The organism is Streptomyces sp. CA-106110 (assembly GCF_050936285.1).
Taxonomy (GTDB): domain Bacteria; phylum Actinomycetota; class Actinomycetes; order Streptomycetales; family Streptomycetaceae; genus Streptomyces.
This window is the reverse complement of record NZ_JBNJNB010000001.1, coordinates 10,902,537-10,921,469: the sequence shown is the minus strand read 5'-3', so window position 1 is coordinate 10,921,469 and position 18,933 is coordinate 10,902,537. Positions and strand designations below refer to the sequence as shown.

Annotated in this window: 14 protein-coding genes; 7 read left to right on the top strand and 7 right to left on the bottom strand. The window is 68.0% G+C overall.

The window, feature by feature from the left end; all coding sequences use genetic code 11:
- Positions 1–5: 5 nt before the first annotated feature.
- The 3 genes from ACQEXA_RS50315 to ACQEXA_RS50305 form a co-directional block, all read right to left on the bottom strand.
- On the bottom strand, positions 6–371 hold the full coding sequence (locus ACQEXA_RS50315; protein ID WP_433133284.1) for a hypothetical protein: 366 nt from the start codon (positions 369–371) through the stop codon (positions 6–8).
- Positions 372–605: 234 nt separating this feature from the next.
- Positions 606–1,676 carry a hypothetical protein gene (locus ACQEXA_RS50310; RefSeq protein ID WP_433133282.1) on the bottom strand — a complete coding sequence of 357 codons (1,071 nt, stop codon included), beginning with the start codon at positions 1,674–1,676 and terminating at the stop codon, positions 606–608.
- Positions 1,624–1,920, bottom strand: a complete 297-nt coding sequence (locus ACQEXA_RS50305) for a hypothetical protein (RefSeq protein WP_433133280.1) — start codon at positions 1,918–1,920, stop codon at positions 1,624–1,626. Before ACQEXA_RS50305 ends, ACQEXA_RS50310 begins: the two co-directional genes overlap by 53 nt.
- A gap of 228 nt (positions 1,921–2,148) precedes the next feature.
- Here ACQEXA_RS50305 and ACQEXA_RS50300 point away from each other — a divergent pair, with 228 nt between their 5' ends.
- The 4 genes from ACQEXA_RS50300 to ACQEXA_RS50285 all read left to right on the top strand — a co-directional run bounded on the left by ACQEXA_RS50300 (position 2,149) and on the right by ACQEXA_RS50285 (position 7,563).
- Positions 2,149–2,931 carry a DUF899 domain-containing protein gene (locus tag ACQEXA_RS50300; RefSeq protein WP_433133278.1) on the top strand — a complete coding sequence of 261 codons (783 nt, stop codon included), beginning with the start codon at positions 2,149–2,151 and terminating at the stop codon, positions 2,929–2,931.
- A gap of 356 nt (positions 2,932–3,287) precedes the next feature.
- The gene (locus tag ACQEXA_RS50295) at positions 3,288–4,274 is read left to right on the top strand and encodes an AAA family ATPase (RefSeq protein WP_432923370.1); all 987 of its coding nucleotides are present in this window, start codon (positions 3,288–3,290) and stop codon (positions 4,272–4,274) included.
- 8 nt (positions 4,275–4,282) lie between these two features.
- Positions 4,283–6,283, top strand: a complete 2,001-nt coding sequence (locus ACQEXA_RS50290) for a helix-turn-helix transcriptional regulator (protein ID WP_433133276.1) — start codon at positions 4,283–4,285, stop codon at positions 6,281–6,283.
- A gap of 59 nt (positions 6,284–6,342) precedes the next feature.
- Positions 6,343–7,563 (top strand): RNA-guided endonuclease InsQ/TnpB family protein, encoded by a 1,221-nt coding sequence (locus ACQEXA_RS50285; RefSeq protein WP_433133274.1) that lies wholly within the window; start codon positions 6,343–6,345, stop codon positions 7,561–7,563.
- A 235-nt stretch (positions 7,564–7,798) separates the two neighbouring features.
- Here ACQEXA_RS50285 and ACQEXA_RS50280 read toward each other — a convergent pair whose 3' ends face one another.
- Together ACQEXA_RS50280 and ACQEXA_RS50275 are read right to left on the bottom strand one after the other, a co-directional pair.
- Positions 7,799–8,608 carry an SAM-dependent methyltransferase gene (locus tag ACQEXA_RS50280; protein ID WP_433133272.1) on the bottom strand — a complete coding sequence of 270 codons (810 nt, stop codon included), beginning with the start codon at positions 8,606–8,608 and terminating at the stop codon, positions 7,799–7,801.
- 381 nt (positions 8,609–8,989) lie between these two features.
- Positions 8,990–9,253 (bottom strand): hypothetical protein, encoded by a 264-nt coding sequence (locus tag ACQEXA_RS50275; protein WP_432923381.1) that lies wholly within the window; start codon positions 9,251–9,253, stop codon positions 8,990–8,992.
- 684 nt (positions 9,254–9,937) lie between these two features.
- Between ACQEXA_RS50275 and ACQEXA_RS50270 the strand changes: the two genes are divergently transcribed.
- Both ACQEXA_RS50270 and ACQEXA_RS50265 read left to right on the top strand, forming a co-directional pair.
- Positions 9,938–12,181: an RICIN domain-containing protein gene (locus tag ACQEXA_RS50270; RefSeq protein WP_433133270.1), complete on the top strand. Its 2,244-nt coding sequence runs from the start codon at positions 9,938–9,940 to the stop codon at positions 12,179–12,181.
- A gap of 468 nt (positions 12,182–12,649) precedes the next feature.
- A complete protein-coding gene (locus tag ACQEXA_RS50265; protein ID WP_433133268.1) occupies positions 12,650–13,960 on the top strand; it encodes an epoxide hydrolase family protein in 1,311 nt (436 codons plus the stop codon).
- A 42-nt stretch (positions 13,961–14,002) separates the two neighbouring features.
- Here the strand turns inward: ACQEXA_RS50265 and ACQEXA_RS50260 are convergent, their stop codons facing one another.
- Positions 14,003–14,749, bottom strand: a complete 747-nt coding sequence (locus ACQEXA_RS50260; protein ID WP_432923390.1) for an SDR family oxidoreductase — start codon at positions 14,747–14,749, stop codon at positions 14,003–14,005.
- A gap of 123 nt (positions 14,750–14,872) precedes the next feature.
- Between ACQEXA_RS50260 and ACQEXA_RS50255 the strand changes: the two genes are divergently transcribed.
- The gene (locus tag ACQEXA_RS50255; protein WP_432923393.1) at positions 14,873–15,526 is read left to right on the top strand and encodes a TetR/AcrR family transcriptional regulator C-terminal ligand-binding domain-containing protein; all 654 of its coding nucleotides are present in this window, start codon (positions 14,873–14,875) and stop codon (positions 15,524–15,526) included.
- 73 nt (positions 15,527–15,599) lie between these two features.
- Here the strand turns inward: ACQEXA_RS50255 and ACQEXA_RS50250 are convergent, their stop codons facing one another.
- Complete coding sequence (locus ACQEXA_RS50250) at positions 15,600–18,125, bottom strand: Pls/PosA family non-ribosomal peptide synthetase (protein ID WP_432938863.1); 2,526 nt, start codon at positions 18,123–18,125, stop codon at positions 15,600–15,602.
- Between the last annotated feature and the right edge of the window lie 808 nt (positions 18,126–18,933).

The following is an 18,933-nucleotide window of genomic DNA, read 5'->3' as shown; positions in this document are numbered from 1 at the left end:
CCGGATCAGGCGCGATCCGTCAGTTCCTCTGCGAAAACCTGCGACAGCGGCTGCGGTCCCACGTATTGCTGACAGTTGCACTGGCCGGACTCGTAGCGCAGGGGCTTCTTGTTCTCGTCCCAGGCCGTCGGCACCTCGACGCGTTCGTGGCACCGGCCCTGCTTGTCGTGCTTGGCGAGATGATGCGTGCACCCGCACACCGGCTCCGGCGGCTTCTGCGCCGCCTCAACAGCCAGTCGTTCCTGCTTCGCCACCTCCAGCAACTGCAATTTGCGCTCGTGGCGATTGCGCAGCGCGCTGCGGATGTTGTCGGCCGCCCAAGCGAAGCCGCCCGTCCAGAAGACGATGAGAACCCACCAGAACCAGTCCACCGGCAGCCCCTTCCCCCTTTATCCGCTGCGGGTCAGCATAGATGGCGCATCCAAGGCCATCACCTTGTCGTACCTGCCTCAGAGTTCGCTGTTACAGCTGAGACAGCACCAGCCATGCGGATGACCCGGTCGCGGATCCAGTGACCATGCCTGCGTCGGCCGGAGGCGGGGATCAGGCAGGACGGTCGCAGAGTTCGTCGACGTACGTGCGCACATCATTAGGCTCTCCTTCGGTCACCGGGCGTGGACAGTGAACGGCACGGTGATCACGTCACCGTCGGCGAGCCGGAACTGCGCCCACAGCCGGTAGGTCCCGGCGGTGGGGAACTCGACCTGCACATCGAGCTCGGGGCCGAAGGTCTGGCCGGGCAGGGCGAACACCGGGCGGCCGTCTGCGTCTGTGACCTTGGCGTGCTCGTGGACGAACGTCTGCCCATCGGCGCGCATGATCACGACGTGGCCGGCGGCGGCGAGGTAGGGCTGAAGGTCGTCTACCGGGCGGCCCGTGGCGGCGTCGCTGAATGTGTACCGCAGGCCGCTGCGCACGCCGACCTCGGCGTCGCCGTCGAGCCGTACGCGAACGCCGTCCACGACAGCGCTGCGTGGGCCCTCGGCGACGGTCACCGGCGCGGGCGCACTACCGACGACGGTGAGCACCTTCCGGGAGTGGACGTCGGCCATCTGGCCCTGACGGCGGAACTCGGTGTTGACGATGTACCGCCCGGCGGTGGGGAAGGTGATGTCCACCGCGAACTGCCCGGCCCGGCCGGTCGGCTGCGGATGTACGTGGGCGAACGTGCCGAGGTCGGCGCGAGTGGCGATCAGGTGCATCCACGCCTCGTGGGTGCGGGTCAGATCCCCCACCGGCTTCCCCGTCCTGTTGTCGACGACGGTGGCCACCAGTCGGGTAGCGACGCCGGGCAGGGTGCCGGCCGGCAGGTCGAGGCGGACATCGAGACCTGCCTCTGCCGCGTCGGTCGCCGAGACATCGGCGGTCATCATCACGCTCATCGCCGGGCGCATCGGCATGCCGGTGCCCTGCGCCCACGCAAGCTGGCCGTTCATGCCGCGCGCGGCGAAGTCCATCCGACTGACCGCAGTCAGCCCGGCGCCCAGGGCCAGGGCGACGACCGCGATACCGGTCAGGTAGACGTACTGGCCGACCCGGGCGCGCAGCGGCGGGTGCAGAATCTCCTGAGCAGTCGCCGGGCGGCGGAAGCGGCGCAGCCGCAGCTGACCACGCCGGCCGAGCTCATCGCCATCGCCGCGCTGGCCAGCACAGGGTCGAGCAGCAGGCCATGCCACCAGTACAGCGCCCCGCGGCGACTGGGACGAGCAGCAGGTTGTAGCCGAACGCCCAGCCCAGGCCCTGCTTCATCGTCGTCACAGTGCGCCGCGAGAGCGCGATCGCCGAGACGATCCCGCGCAGGTCGCCACCGACCAGGGTGATGTCGGACGCGGCAATCGCAACATCGGCGCCGGTACCGACCGCCAGACCAAGCGCTGCTTCACTGATGAGGTGCTGGTAGTGGTGCCCGGTCAGGCACAAGAGTCGGTGCGGGCGTGGATGCGTCTCACCGCCCGAAATCGCCGGGTTTTCCGCCTGGATCGGCCAGATGGGTGTCGGTACGCTCCCTGCGCGAGGCCGGCGACGGCGGCGCCCGTGCGAAGGGCGCAGCCTGCCGCGATGAGTTCCGGCCGGACCGGGAGTCTGTACTGGTGACCGTCATAAGACGTCGTACGACGCTGCCCGGCACGAGACACCACGGAGGACACCATGACGACCACGCCGGACGACCCGACCACCGCACTGCCCGGCCGCCCGCCCGTCGTCGACCTGGCCACCTGGCAGGCGGCCCGCGACGAGCTTCTGGTCCGCGAGAAAGCCCACACCCGCGAGGGCGACGCCATCGCCGCGGCCCGCCGCCGACTGCCCATGGTGGAGTTCGACGGGACGGTCGAGGTCGTCGGACCCGACGGCCCGGTCCCGTTCCTGGACCTGTTCCAGGGCCGCGACGAACTCGTGGTCTACAAGCACATGTGGCACGACGGCGCGCCGCACCAGGGGCAGTGCGAGGGCTGCACCACCACGGCCTGGCATCTGAAGGACGCCGTCTACCTCAACGCCCGCGGCGTCTCGTTCGCCGTCCTGACCTCGGGCCACCCGGACGAGGTGGCCTCCTACGTCGAGTTCATGGGCTACACCCAGCCCTGGTACTCGGTGCGCGACGTGGACGCGCCGGTCGGCCGCAGCATGGGTCACATCACCTGCTTCCTGCGCGACGGCGACCGCGTGTTCCTCACCTACTCCACGACGGGCCGCGGCAACGAACGGGTCAACGGGTCCCTCGGCCTGCTCGACATGACGCCCTACGGCCGCGGCGAGACGTGGGAGGACAACCCCGAAGGCTGGCCCCAGGGGCACAGCGCGTGCTGGTCCTGGCGCTCGGACGCGGACGGGAAGGCCACCTGGGGCCCGACCAGCCGCCCCGTACCGCAGTGGACCCGCCCCGGCGCGACCCCCGTGGACACCCTCGGCCGGCACGGCCACCACCACTGACGCGCCTTCGTCGACGGCGTCGGCAACGATCTCGGATGCCGGGCGGAACCTCCGGACGATACGAACGGCCCGCGCGCGCTCGATCGGGGCGCGGTTCGCTCGGAAGGGGAAGGACTCCTTGTAGGAGAGGGACTCTCCAGGCGTGCCAGTCCTACCGGGAGTCCGGGTGCACATAGCGTCCCAGTGCCCGCCCTGTACTCGTCATGCCCTGCTCATGGCCGGGCTGGTGATCGTCCCTCGCGACGGCACTTCTCCCCCGGTACGACGATGACCGACGGGCAGTGGACGCTGCTGGCCCCGCTGCTCCCGGCGGCGGGCACCGGGACCCGTCCGGAGCGTTCGGTACCGTTGGCTTCGTGCTGGCCGGACGGGATCCCGAACGCGCGGCGATCGCCGCCCTGCTCGACGCCGCCCGCAGCGGCAGTGGCGGTGCGCTGGTGGTGCGCGGCGACCCCGGGGTCGGCAAATCGACGCTGCTGGCCGATGCGCTGACAACCGCCGCGGACCTGCGGGTGCTGCGCACCTCCGGCGTGGAGTCCGAATCACCGCTGGCCTTCGCCGCGCTGCAACGGCTGCTGTGGCCACTGCGCACCCGAATCGACTCCCTGCCCGCACCGCAGGCATCGGCGCTGCGCGCGGCGATGGGTGAGGCAGAAGGCGAGGGCGACCGCTTCCGGGCGTTCCTCGGCACGCTGAGCCTGCTCGCCGACGCCGCCGAACAGACGCCGCTGCTGGTCGTCGTCGATGACGCGCACTGGCTCGACGAAGCGTCGGCCGCGGCGCTGTTGTTCGCCGCTCGCCGGTTGCAGGCCGAGCGCGTGGCGCTGCTGTTCGCCGCCCGTGACGGCGATGTCCGACGCTTCGACGCCGATGACCTGCCCACCGTCGTACTCGGCGGTGTGACGGGCACCGACGCCGACGCGCTGCTGTCCGCCCGCGCCGGGACCGACATCGACCCAGCGGTGCGTGAGCAGCTGGTCACGGGCACCGGCGGCAACCCGCTCGCACTGGTCGAGCTGGCCGGGGTGCTCACCGCCGACCAGCTGACCGGCCGGGCGCCGCTGCCCAGCCCACTGCCGCTGACCGGCGGCAGGGAGCGCGCCTTCCTCCACCGCTACCGCAGCGTCTCTGATTGGCTTAGCGAGCCTGAGCGTTGCTCAGCCTTGGGAGCCAATCGCCTTCGTGCCCTGGTACTGAACGACAGGAGCCGCCAGCCCGCGTGGCACGTCCCTCCGGACGCTGGTCGACCGGGCCGCACGACCCGACCGAGGAGGGTGCCCGACGTCGCCTGGGCGCCGGGCGTGCGCGTAGCACTCTGCCACAGGTTCACTACGGCTCGCTAATCCAACTGGTGAGCCTCGATGAACCCGCGCAACGGTTCCTGCTGGTCGCCGCGACCGACGACACCGCCCGACTCACCGTGGTCCGCGACACCGCCGAACGCCTCAACGCCGCTGATACCGCTCTGGACGCGGCGGAGCGGTCCGGATCGCTGCGCGTGGACGGCGACACCGTCACCCTCTACCACCCGCTGGTGCGCTCGGCGGTCTACCGCGCGGCCACCAGTGCGCAACGCCGCGCCGTGCACCGTGTGCTCGCCGACGTGCTGACCGGCGATCCGGAGCGTCGGGCCTGGCACCTGGCTGCCGCAGCCGACCGGCCCGACGAGGACGTCGTCGCCGCCCTCGACGGGGTCGCCGAGCGCGCCGCGGCCCGGGGTGGCCACGAGGCGGCGGCCGCCGCACGGGCCCGCGCCGCCGAACTCACCGTCGGCGGTGAGGCCCGCGGCCGGAGGCTGTACCTGGCCGCCTCCTCGGCCTGGCTGGGCGCGCACCCGTCGCGCGCCTCGGCACTCGCCCGGGCCGCCGCGGCGGATGTGACCGATCCGCTGCTGCGGGCGCAACTGCTCGCGTTGCAGGGGCAGATCGAGTGGAACACCCGTTCCCTCAATGACGGCTACGACCTCGTCCTGCAGGCCGCCGAGCTCGCCGCCGACGTGGATCCGGCGCCGGCGGCTCAGCTGGCGATGCTCGCCGCGTCGCTGGCGGCGTTCGGCGCCCGATCCCCGCGCACCGTGAACCCGACCGCTCTCGTGGCCGAGCCAGCGCCGGACGCGCCGACCCGGGTACGGGCCGCCTGGGCCCTGCTGCAGGGGTTCGGCGCGGTCGCCCGCTGCGACTGGGCGACCGCCGCGGAGTCCTTCCGGTGCGCGTTCGTCCTCACCGACGCTGACCCCGTCGACGACCATATGCTGCAGCCCAACCTGGGTATCGCCGCGATGCTGATCGACGACGACGAGCGCGGACTGCGGCTGCACGAGGAGCAACTGACCGCTGCCCGCCGCGCTGGCGCGCTGAACATGGTCGAGCACGCCCTCACCCGCGGCGCCCACTTCCAGATCGCGACCGGCGCCTGGTCGAAGGCCGCCGCTGCCGCCGCCGAGGCGCTGCCGCTGACGGTCGGTACCGGTCACCCGGGGCTGAGCGCGCTGCCCACCGCGCAACTCGCCCTGATCGCGGCGCTACGTGGAGACGATGCCGCCGACCGTCATCTGGACAGAGTCGCCGAGATCCGGGACAAGCACCCGGTCGGCATCACCGACGGCCTTGTCGCCGACTTGGCGCAGTGGGCCCGCGGGCTGCGCAACGCGGCACAGCCGGTCACCGCGCTGCACCACCTCGGGCAGATCGAAGGGCCCGTCTGGCGCCGTCTGGCCGCCCTCGACCTGTTCGACGCAGCCGTACGCGGCGACCGCCAGGATGTCGCCCGCACCTGGCTCGCCGAGCTGGAGCAGTTCGCGGCAGGCACTGGTCTGCCGGCGGCGACCGCGGTCGTCGAGCACGGCCGGGCCCTGCTGGCCGACGACGGCGACGCCGAGACCCACTTCCGGCGTGCACTCGCCGCGCACGCCGACTCGCCGCGGCTGCGCGACCGGGCCACCACCCATCTGGCCTTCGGCGAGCACCTGCGGCGCGCCCGCCGCCGGGTCGACGCCCGCGATCATCTGCGCACCGCGCTGGCGCTGTTCGAGGACCTGGGCGCCACGCCGTGGGCCGAGCGGGCGACGCAGGAACTGCGCGCCTCCGGGGAAAGCGCGCGCCGCCGCGACGAAACCACCGCCACCGAGCTCACCCGGCAGGAACGCCAGGTAGCCGCTCTGGTCCGGCAGGGACTGTCGAACCGGGACGTGGCCGCGCAGTTGTTCGTCAGTCCACGCACCGTCGACTTTCACCGGCTTTCTCCGAGGATGCCCCGGCCTTCAGGCCGGGGAGGAATCGGACTCCTGCGGAGCAGGGCAGGGACAGCCGGATCGCCGTCAGGGCGATCCGGCGTCCACCCCGCACGGCCGTGATGCCGCCCACAACGGTCAAGAACTCTCAACTGTCAGTCCTCCCAGGTAGGTTCGGATGCATGACGACAGAAGCGACCACGAAGGACACCGGGCATGCCCGGTACACCTTCCGTGTACGCCTGTCGAAGACAGCCCGGCGCGCACTCGAAGCCGAGTGGGATCGCTGCCGCTGGATCTGGAACGAATGCGTGGCCAAGTCCCGGCAGGCCCACGCGCAGAGCAGAGCGGGCGGCGAGAAGCTGACGTGTGGTCCGGCGCAGCTGGACAGGATGCTGACCGACGCCCGCGGGGTGACAGCGTGGCTGGCTGAGGGCGCGAGCGTGCCGCAGCAGCAGGTGATCCGGGACTTCGCCAGGTCGAGGGCGAAGGCGCTGAAGGACATCAAGGACGGGCTTGCGCAGCACCGCCGGGCGGGGATGCCCCGCTTCAAGCGCAAGCGTGACAGCCGACCGTCGCTGAACTACACCCGGCGCGGTTTCCGCCTCAAGGAGGGCCGTCTGCACCTTGCGGGCCAGATCGTGCTGAGCGTGGTGTGGTCGCGGGCTCTTCCGGCCGACCCGTCGAGCGTGCGCGTGTACCAGGACACGCTCGGGCACTGGTACGCCTCCTTCGTCGCCCCGGCCCAGGTCGAGCCGCTTGTGGAGACCGGCCACGTCCTGGGCGTGGACTGGGGTGTGAAGGAGACCGCGACCACCACGGATGACGCCTACGACCTTCCGCATGCCGAACACGGCAAGCGGTCCGCTCAGCGGCTCGCGAAGTACCAGCGGATGATGGCCCGGCGCCGGCGACCGAAAGGACAGCGTGCATCCACCGGCTACCGGAAGGCGCAGGCACAGGCAGCGAAGCTGCACAGGAAGATCGCGCGGCAGCGTGAGGACACCGGCCGCAAGTGGGCCAAGGCCGTCATGCGCGATCATGACGGAGTGGCGGTGGAGGACTTCCGCCCGAAGTTCCTCGCGAAGACCACCATGGCCCGCAAGGCGGCCGACGCGGCCATCGCGGCGACGAAGCGTGCCCTGGTCGAGATGGGCCGCAAGCACGCACGGGACGTCCGTCTGGTGCACCCGGCGCACACCACGATGGACTGCGCAACGTGCGGGGCGAGAACCAAGCACGCACTCCCTCTCTCGATGAGAACGTATGCCTGCACCGTGTGCGGAGCCGTGTCCCCCAGGGACAAGAACTCCGCCCGCGTGATGCTGGTCCGGGCAGGTTGGAACCCGGACGGTGCCGAGGGCGTAAGACCACCTGAGCCGCTGGCTCCGGTGGCAGCCTGAGCCGTACATCCCCGCTCAACCCTGGAGGGTGGAGAATCCCCTCCCTTCAGGGAGGGGAGCCTTCAATTGCGAAACTGCTACGCCAAGTTGGGCGTCAGCTCCCGTGCCGAGCTCACCGCTCTCCGACTCGACCTGTGACCGGCGAGGCCCCGCCCCGCATCTGAGGACCGTATCGGTCGGTCCCCCGGCGACAGCGGTGTGCTGCCGTGATCCGGCCAAGCCCGTGGGGAGGCGATCAGCGGATGCGGGCCACCGCGGCGTAGATGCCACTGCCTTCCGGCGACGGCATCGTGGCGGGGCTCTTGAACCACTCGGGGGCTGTCACCAGGCCGGGATCAAGGAGATCCAGGCCGTCGAAGAAGCGGCCAACCTCACCTCGGGTGCGGAAACCGAGCCGAATGCCGCCCTTCTCATACTCGGCGGTGACCTGCTCGGCGAGTTCCGGATAAAGATCGGATGCGGCGTGCGACAGGACGAGGTGACTGCCCTGCGGCAGGGCTGCGAGCAGAGCACGCACGATCTCGTACGGGTCCTGGTCGTCCGGGATGAAGTGCATGAGTGCGATCAACGAGAGCGCGATGGGGCGTTCGAAGTCGAGCACGCTTCGGGCATGCTCGACGATCTGTGCCGGTCGGCGTGCATCGGCCTGGATGTAGTCGGTGCGCCCCTGGGGGTGACCGGCCAGCAACGCCTCTGCGTGCCGCAGCACGATGGGATCGTTGTCGCAGTACACGACCTTGGCACTCGGCACGATGCGCTGGACGACTTGGTGCAGGTTGGGTTCGGTGGGAATGCCCGCGCCGATGTCCAGGAACTGGTCGACGCCCTGCATGGCGAGCCATGCAGCCGCCCGGTGCATGAACTCACGGTTCTGGCGGGCGGCGTCCCGTGCCTCAGGCGGAAGTTTCTCGCCCACCGCCTTGTCGGCGGGGTAGTTGTCCTTGCCGCCGAGCAGCCAGTCGTACACCCGCGCCGGATGCGCCTTGCTGGTATCGATGTGCACAGAGCCGGGTGTATCGGCCATCATGACGGACTCCCGTTGCATGAGTGGATCAATCGATCACCGCAGTCTGGCACATCATCTGCCCGGCGCCTGCGCAGAGTTGACGGAGGCAGCACTCTCCGGCCATCGGCGCGTCCGAGCCCGGCCACATGCCGCACCAAGCCGATACCCGCACCGTCCCATTCCCCCACGGCGGCTGCCGACTTGATCGCTGTCCCGAGGTTGCCCGGAGCCATGCGATCGGTCGTTGCCGGCCGCTCCCTCAAGGGGATCAAACTCGAGCGCGCCCCGGACTATTGTGTCCGGGGCGCGCTCAAATCCCCTTGTTCGCCGTCAGATCACCGGTTCACCGATCGCCGGGACAGCGCAGGCAATGGTGTGAAGCGGCTCAACGCCGATGCGAAAGTGAAGCCTGGGCCGGGTCTAGCGGCGGCAGTCGCGGTCGTTCTTGTGCCAGGCGCGCCCCACGTGGCCGTACTGCTTGTGGTGGTGGTGCCTGTCGTGACCCAGGTTCCGCCCCCGGTTCCAGTAGTTCGAGTCCTGCCAGCCGTGCCGGGCGTGGTCACGATCCGGGCCGTGGTAAGCCGTGGCGGCGGAGGCGCTGCCGACCGTCCCGAGCACGACCCCGGCGCTCATCGCGATCGTCGCCACGCCAAGGGCCGCGGCCCGCTTGATTCTGTTACTCATCGAGGGTGTCCTCTCCGTTCGACGGAGCGTGATGCTCCGTCAGGTCGCCTGGCCGGGTGGGCCGGGATGAATCAGATCCTGCACCCGCAAATCGCCCAAAACGGAAAAACGCCACTCCGATAAGAGAATGCTCATCAAGCTCTCATTTGCCTCAAATACTCGCATAATCTCACCGCAGTGGAGTCGGAGCTTGCTCCTGAGTCCATGCCTCAGCTGTTGCCAGGGCTCCGTGGCGATCAACCCGATGGCGACCACATCTGGGCCCGACAGGCGTACCGGCTCCAGGCCCTTTGACCTCGGATGCGCTAGGGGATGACTCTGCCCCTGGGGTCAAGAGCGGGTCGTACCGCAGGACGGCGCCGAGTGTCACGGTGCGGATGGCGTCGCCCTTGAGTCGGCCGTCGCGCAGGAACCTACACCCCGGTCGCGCTGATGGGCGCCTACTGACCGGAGCGACTACTCGTAGAGGAGCGGAGCCTCAGCTGTTCCGGATGCGGCGGGCGAAGCGGGGACACCTGTCGATAAAGGACCCAACCGTCCGTTCGTGACAGCGCCCACCAGCTCAGTTCCCTTTCCTGGCAGCATAGTTCACGGCTTATTTTTTGTTGTGTATTGACGGCCCGGCGGGCGGCGCCTACCTTCCGACCAACATCGCGCGACCCCAACGCGACCGAGGAGACACGTGTGACCGACGTTCTCGCGGTGCTCGCCCGAGCCCCCCGTCCCCGCAGACGCACAGCCGCTCTCACAACCGCCCTTCTGCTGCCGGCCGTCGCCGGCATCACGCTGCTCGCCGCACCGAGCGCCGGCGCGGCGACCATCCCCACCTCCCCCACCACCGTCGTCAACGCCAACAGTGGCAAGTGCGTGGACGCACGCGCCGCGGCCACCGGCAACGGCACCGCCGTGCAGCAGTACACGTGCAACGGCACCGGCGCCCAGTCCTGGCAGTTCACCGCCACCGACAGCGGCTACTACCGGATCGGGGCGGCCTCCGCACCGAATCAGGTCTGGGACGAGACCGACGTCTCCACCGCCGACGGTGCGCTGACCCAGCTGTGGCTCTACGGCGGCGGTGCCAACCAGCAGTGGCTGCCGGTCGCAGAGGACTCCGGCGGGTACCACTTCGTCAACCGCAACAGCGGCAAGTGCCTCGATGTGCCGTCCGCGTCCACCGCCGACAGCGTCCAACTGCAGCAGTACACCTGCAACGGCACCGGCGCCCAGTCCTTTACTCTCTCCGGCGGCATCACCCCGCCGCCCAACACCCCGGACTTCGGCCCCAATGTGACGGTGTTCGATCCGTCGATGCCAGTGTCCACCATCCAGTCGAAGATCAACTCGGTCTACAGCACCCAGCAGACCAACGAGTTCGGCACCCAGCGCAACGCCCTGCTGTTCACGCCCGGCACGTACAACGTCGACATACCGGTCGGCTACTACACCCAGGTCTCCGGGCTGGGTCTGTCACCGACCCAGGTGTCGATCACCGGCGGCGGTGTGCACGTCGAGGGTCACACCAACGACGGCAACGCCACCCAGAACTTCTGGCGCGACGTCGAGAACATGTCGGTGAGCCCCAGCTCCGGCAGCACCATGTGGGCCGTCTCGCAGGCCGATCCGTTCCGGCGGATGGACGTGCACGGCAACATGAAGCTCTGGGACGACACCCACGGCACCAGCACCAACTGGTCCAGCGGCGGCTACATCGGCAACTCCCGGATCTCCGGCCAGATCAACTCCGGGACCCAGCAGCAGTTCCTCACCCAGAACAGCGCCCTGGACGGCGGCTGGACCGGGCACAACTGGAACATGGTCTTCGTCGGTGACACCGGCGCACCGGCGACCAGCTTCCCCAATCCGCAGTACACCACCGTCGCCCAGAGCCCGGTGATGCGCGAGAAGCCGTTCATCTACGTCGACGGCTCAGGCAACTGGCAGGTGTTCGTTCCGTCGGTGCGCACCAATGTGCAGGGCCCGGACTGGGTCAACGGAACGGCTCCGGGCAGTTCGCTGCCCATCAGCAAGTTCTACATAGTCAAGCCCGGTGACACCGCCACGACGATCAACAACGCGCTCGCCGCGGGTCAGAACCTGATCGTCACCCCTGGCGTGTATCACCTCTCGGCGCCGCTGAACATCACCCGACCCGACACGGTGGTGCTCGGACTGGGCCTGGCCACTCTCGTGCCGGACAACGGCGTCACCGCGATCACCACGGCCGACGTCGACGGCATCGACATCGCCGGGTTGTTGATCAGTGCGAACACCACCAACTCCAACACCCTGATGCAGGTCGGCCCGGCCGGCTCCAGCGCCAGTCACTCCGCCGACCCGATCGTGCTACACGATGTCTTCTTCCGCATCGGCGGAGACATCGCCGGCAAGGCCACCCAGACACTGGTGATCAACAGCAATGACGTCATCGGCGACGACCTGTGGCTGTGGCGCGGGGACCACTCCAATGGCGTCGGCTGGACGACCAACCCCGCCGTCAACGGGCTGATCGTCAACGGCAACAACGTCACCATGTACGGTCTGGCGGTCGAGCACTACCAGAAGTACCAGACCACCTGGAACGGCAACGGCGGCCGCACGTACTTCTACCAGAGCGAGACTCCCTACGACGTGCCCAACCAGTCCAGTTGGACCACGAGTGGAGGCGACCTCGGCTACGCCTCGTACAAGGTCGCCAACTCGGTCACCTCCCACGAGGCATGGGGTGTGGGTGTCTATGCCTATCTCCGCGACAACCCCTCCGTGGTACTCGGCCATGGCATCGAGGCGCCCACCACGTCCACGGTCAAGTTCCACAGCATGGTGACCACGGTCCTGGGCGGTGCCGGAACCATCAACCACATTATCGACAACACCGGCAACCAGGTCACCGCAAGCAACAATGTGGCCTACCTGGTCAGTTACCCGTAAGTCCGGCGCAGACCTGACGGCACACAGAGCAGAGGGGCCGGCCGGCCCAGGGGCGTTTCCCGTCGGCCGGCCCCTCTCGTGCGACCCGGGCTCGACTCGGCTCGACCGGTCAGGCGCGCGCTCTGGGCACTGCATGGGCCGGGCGGCCCGTAGACCGACGGAGGGCCAGGCCCTCACTGCCCGGCCCTCCGCCATCTGCGGCCCGCTGCACGGCTGACCTGCAGCTCGTCCGCCAGATCTGGGGCCCGAGTTGCGAGTTCACACAACGCTGCATAGCGTTACGTTCAGTCACGATACCCGTGGTGAACCAAGCATCTCATCGGCGCCTGCCGCTGCCTCCTGGATGTCGCAGCCCTGGCTCGCAGGAATTCCCTGCCAGATCTCTCTCTTCGCCGTTGGGCAATGTGGGGCGTGACGTCGTCGCGAGTCCGTTCGCGAAAGCCTGCGCATCACCCAAGGAGGTCTGCCATGCCCGAAACCCCATCGCGGCACTCTCGGCGCACGTTCCTTTCCGCCTCGGCTGCCGCGATGACCGCGGCGACCACAGGGGCTTTCGACCTGCCCCTTCGGACGCCGACTGCGACACATGAAAGCGCGGGCATCCGTCCCTTCCGCATCAATATTGCGGAAGAGGATCTTGTCGATCTCCGTCGGCGCATCATGGCGACACGTTGGCCCGACCGTGAGACTGTCCGCGATCAGTCGCAGGGCGTCCAGTTGGCCACGATGCAAAAACTTGCGCGCTACTGGGGAACGTCCTACAACTGGCGGAACGTCGAGGCCAAGTTGAATTCCTTGCCGCAGTTCATGACCAAGATCGATGGGCTCGATATCCATTTCATCCACGTGCGCTCCCGCCATCCGCACGCCCTGCCGATGATCCTGACCCATGGCTGGCCTGGCTCGATCCTGGAATTTCTCAAGGTGATCGACCCGCTCACCAACCCGACGGCCCATGGCGGCCGCGCCGGCGAAGCCTTTCACCTCGTCATACCCTCGATACCCGGCTACGGCTTTTCGGAAAAGCCGACGAGTACCGGCTGGGGCCCCGACCGCATTGCACAGGCATGGGCCACGCTGATGGAGCGCCTGGGGTACAAGCACTATGTTTCCCAGGGCGGCGACTGGGGTGCGGTGATATCGGACAGACTGGCGATGCAGCGACCCGCAGGATTGCTCGGTATCCATGTGAATTTCCCGGCCACCGTGCCCCCGGATATCGCAGAGAAACTGGCCTGCGGCGACCCGGCCCCAGCCGGGCTGTCCGCCGACGAGAAAGCCGCATACGACAGACTGGCCACCTTCTACAGGACGGGCTCGGGCTACTCGGCCATCATGGTCACCCGGCCACAGACCCTGGGATACGGACTGTCGGACTCGCCGGCCGGATTGGCCGCATGGATGTACGACAAGTTCGCGGCGTGGACGTACAGCGGCGGCGAACCCCAGCGGGTGCTCACCGTGGACGAGATGCTCGACGACATCACGCTCTACTGGGTGACCAACACCGCGGTCTCTTCCGCTCGCCTCTACTGGGAGAACAACGCCAACAACTTCAACGCCGTGTCGGTCTCCGTCCCGGCCGCCATCACCGTGTTTCCCGGCGAGATCTACCAGGCACCACGGAGTTGGGCCGAGCGCAGCTACCACAAGCTCATCTATTTCAACAAAGCCCCGAGCGGCGGCCACTTCGCGGCCTGGGAGGTGCCGGACATCTTCACGAAGGAGCTCCGGGCCGCGTTCAGATCGCTGCGCACCACTCGAGCCGCCGAAGGATAGGCGTCACCCGGGCCGAGAACTGGGGCGCCGACGGGCGGGGCGCTAGGCGATGCCGCCGTTGGTGTAGAGGACCTGGCCGTTGACCCACCGACCGGGTCCGGCCAGGAAGGCGACAGCCTCGGCGATGTCCTCGGGGGTACCGAGTCGCTCGAGCGGCGGGGCGGAGGCGATCTGGTTGATCAGCTGCTCGCTCTTGCCGTCCAGGAACAGCGGCGTGGCGGTCGGTCCTGGAGCCACCGCGTTCACCGTGATGTCCCGGCCGCGCATCTCTCGGGCGAGAATCAGCGTCATGGCCTCGACCGCACCCTTGGTCGCCGCGTAGGCGCCGTAGGTCGGCTGCTGCAACCGCGTGACGGAAGTCGAGATGTTGATCAGCGCGCCGCCCTTCCGCAACCTGCGCGCGGCAAGCTGCGAGACCACGAAGGCGCCCCGCACATTGATTCGGTGCATCCGGTCGAACGCGTCCAGATCCATCTCGGCCACCGGCGCCAGCAACATGATCCCGGCCGTGTTGACCACGACGTCGACCCGGCCGTAGCGCTCCTCGGTGACATCGAACAGCCGCTCCACCTCCCCAGCCTCAGCGACGTCTCCCGGCACTGCGCTTGCGTCTCCACCGGCCGCGGTGATCGACTCCACGACCTCCTTGGCCCGCTCGGCGCTTCCCGCGTAGTGCACGACGACCTTCATCCCGTCGGCTGCCAGCCGGCGAGCGACCGCTCCTCCGATCCCGCCGGACCCTCCGGTCACGATCGCGACGCGCTCGGGTGCCTGCTCAATGGTGGTCATGGAGACCCCTCCTCAGTTATATGGACGACTCGTACACTAACACATGTGGACTGAGTGTCTATATACTTTGACAGCTCAAGGGGTGCCGCCGTTGCAGGGCACTGACGAACGTGGAGTACGCACATGGAGCGAACCGATGTCCCCGACGCTCCTCGCCTCAAGCCGGGGCGTGGTCGCCGCCGGGCGGAGGACGTACGCCGGGCGGCCCTGGCCGCGACAGCCGAGCTGCTGTTCTCGGAGGGCATACGAAGCGCGACCTTCGCGAAGGTCGCCGAACGTGCCGGCGTCAGCAAGATGACCCTCTACAAGTGGTGGTCATCGCCCGGGGCGCTCGCGTTCGAGGCCTACTCCGATGCCGTGGAGGACACCCTCGCTTTTCCCGACACCGGTGACGTCCGGCGCGACCTCAGCACCCAGCTCCACGCATTCGTCGACCACCTGCGCCACAACGGCCTCGTCGTCGCCGAACTCATCGGAGCCGCTCAGAGCGACCCCGAACTGGCGGCCGCGCTGACAGCTCATTACGTCCGGCAGCGCCGCGAGCTCGCCGTGGACCGCCTCATGCTCGCACGGCAGTCGGGGCAGGTCCGCGAGGACGCCGACCTCGAGACGGTCGTCGACCAGCTCTGGGGTGCCTGCTACCACCGCCTGCTCATGCCGGCGGAGCCCCTGACCCCCGACTTCGCCGATCAGCTGATCGCCAATCTCTTCGAGAGCATCGCCCCACGTCCAGAGCACCGGGCCCCCGGCCACCCGGAGACCGATGGCGCTGAGTAACGCGGAGCGTCCTGCGCTCGTGCCCGGGCGCAGGACGCTCCGCGTGGGCCTGCCGGCCCACCGTAGGGTCAGGTCACGGCGCCCGTACCGCGCAACGCTGCTCGGCGGCTTTCGCCTCCGTGGCGGGGTTTCCTAGCCATTGGGCCATCCGGGGGACTTCTTCGCCCTTCATGAGGAATGAGTCAGGTGCCAGCGTGGCGCCTTCTCCCATGATCACGCCGTAGTGGACGTGGGCGGCCACACCGAGGGTGACACCGTTGCCCAGCTCGATGTGATCGGATTTGAAAGTCCCGTCCTCCTGCGAGTGGCACTGGATCCTGCTGCCGAGGTTGAGGGTGCAGTCGTCGCCGATGGTGGCGAGTGTGCGCTCGGTCAGATAGCAGCCGTCGTCGAAGACCCGTTTGCCGACCTGGGCGCCCATCAAGCGCCAGGCCAACGGTTTGAAGGGGGTCCCGTTGAAGATATGGAAGTATTCGACGGGCAGCTTCCACAAGCGCTCGTGCAGCCAGAAGTCCCGGTGGTAGATCGAGCACAGTTTCGGCCGCAGTCTGCGGAATCCTCCTGCCAGGCGCTCCACGAGGATGAGGTAGAACGACGTGAACACCAGGGTGACCGCTGCGGACACGGCGAACATGACGTGTCCCACGACCCCGGGCGATGAAGCGGCTGACATGCCGAGGAGAGTGATCACGAAGAAATACAGCCAGCCGAGCGCCAGGAACAAGCCCATGGTGCGCAGGTTGTAGTGGTTCTTCACGGCGAGGTGGCGGGGCAGTTCGTCAGGGGAGAGCAAGTGGTCGAAGCGGCTGTCCCGCTCCACCGACCGCGGGATCTCGAAGGGCGGCGAGCCCAGCAGACCGACTCCCTCGCGGATCTGGCCGTCGAGCGGCACCATCACCTTTGTCGCCAGCAGACAATTGTCGCCGGTCCGGGCGCCGGAAGGGAAGGCGATATTGTTCCCGATGAAATTGTCCCGGCCTATCTCTGCCCGCGAGACACGGAATGACGTGCTGGAGTAATCGGCATTCACCACGGACAGCCCGTCGGCCACCATCGTTCCGGTGCCCACAGCACTGTGGAACGGCGACTCGTGTTCCACTTCAGTGCCGAAGTTCGAGCCCGTCTGCTGCACCGGGGCAAGCTTGTATCCCAGCCCCCTCAGGTAGTGCACGATGAAGGAGCTGTCGCCGAAAAGTCGCTTGAAGAACTTGACGTTGGTGGTCCGTGCGATCGTGCGGTGAACCGAGTAATGCAGGCCGTACAGCGGATAGACCCTATCGGGCTTGACCAGTCGGCCCAGCAGGCGCGGAATCGTGCACAACGCGGCGGTGCCCAGGACGACGAACCCGAAGAAGACCACCAGGGATGTGCGCAGCGCGTCCGTGTAGAACCGCGCCGAGGTGATTTCCGCGGATGTCGACTCGGACCCGACGATGTGGGCCACCGTAGGAGCCGTGGCCAGCAGCATGTACGAGCCGCCGACAGCCAGCGGCACGACCACCAGGAGGACCTGCAATATGGTGACCAGGCCGTAGACGGTACGACGCACGGGACCGCACTGCGCCGGCGGCACCCGAATCGCGCTGATCTGCGCGCGTTGCGCCGGTGAACCGTGCCAGTACTCGCCGGCCGGTACGTTCTGGCCGCTGTGCAGCGAGGACGCATGGCCGAGCTGCGCATGGTCGCCGAGCGAGGTGTTGATGTCGAGCACAGTCTTCTCCCCGAGCACGGCGTTCCTGCCGAAGGTGACCCTGCCGGTCTGGATACGCCCTGCTTGCGCCCGGTAGCACAGGAAGAACGACTCCTTGCGCAGGACTGTGTCCGCGCCGATCGTGAGCAGGTCCGTACAGACCGGTATCCGGCGGGAGAGGATCGTGACCCCGCTGCCGATGCGCGCGCCGAGGCATCGCAGGTAGAGCACGTAGACCGGATTGCCCACGAAGAAGAACATCGGGTTGGCGTGCAGCAGGACCCTGATGATCCAAAACCGTAGGTATGTGAATCCCCACAGGGGAAACTCACGGGGTTTCCAGCGGCCCACGAGAATCCATTTGGCCGCGATCGGGAAGGCGGTCAGGGCGGCGAAGGCGACACCGCCGAAGACCACTGCCCGGAGGTAGATATGGGGCGCATCCTCGCCTGCGGCGACCCAGTTGTACCCGCGGGCGGCTGCCACTCCGAGGGCGAATACGTACCCCAGGAAGAGCAGCAGTTGCATTGTTCCGCAAAGGACGTAGCGAAGCGTACTCGTGCGGGGCACTTCCTCGGCCGTCGTCGTCGGCGGCTCGGAGGGCCCGGGATCGGCCTCGCTCATGGCAGCGGCGAGACTCCGGATCGTCGGGTTCTGATAGATGTCCTTGATGGAAGCCGAAGGCAGGTCCGCCCGCTTCCTGAGCCGTGCGCAGAACTGCGCCATCACCAAGGAATTCGCACCCAACTCCTCGAAGAAGTTATTGTCGATCGCCACTCTGTCCGTCTGTAGGACTTCGGCGAGGATTTCAGCGAAATGGTTCTGGAGAGCAACTGTTGAATCGACGTGTCCGTTGTTGTGTTCCGATGTATCGGGTTCAGGTGTCGAAATTCCAGAAGATCGCACCATGTGAATGGCCCCTTGAGATACTCGGTAGCCGACACGGTCAATGCGGCCGCCCAGGTGTCGCTCTGCCCGGCGGAGCCCTGAACGGACTCCCCGGGCACCGAGGACACCATCACCATCCAGTGTCCGCCCTTGGCCATAAGAAGGCCACCGGGACCTCGTCGAGCCCCAGAACACGGGCCAAAACAGCCGCCACGCACTCTCCCTGGCCCGCTGCACGCGGCGACACCGAACCCGCCCGAACCCGGCCCCCCTGCGCCGCAGAGCGACGGCCACGTGACCCTGCATTGGGGACGTGCTTGACCAAAAGGACCGGCCGATCGGAATCAGATGCCGGCCGACGCCAGACGCCGGGTTGGGGCCTCGGAGGGGAACCCGGGGGAGGAAATATGGGCGTCGGCGGAAAGCATCGATTCGACCCGGCTTAGCATTCGCATGGTGGGCCTGAACCACACATTTCGTCATTGAGGTCGAGGATCGGGCCGCCGGGACGGGCTGTGTGATTCACCGTCGGCATGGGACCGGGCACGGCAGCTGCATCCCGTCGAGCCGCACCTTCTCGCCGGACGAACCCGGGCTCATGTTCCGGACTCGGATATCTCTCTCACCTCTGTCGGGTGCGCGCCGTGCGGTCCTCCCTCATCCCTCCGTCGTGCTCCCTTCAGAGGTGCCGCCCCCTGTCCAGAGCGGTGCCAGGACCCCAGCGCCAAGTGGTCGCGCCGGCGCGGAGTCGTGCGGTGGGGGTCGGCTGGCGGGAAGGACGAGTCGTCTGAGATCGGATCTCCATCAGACCCGGGTCGAAGAGCCGGGA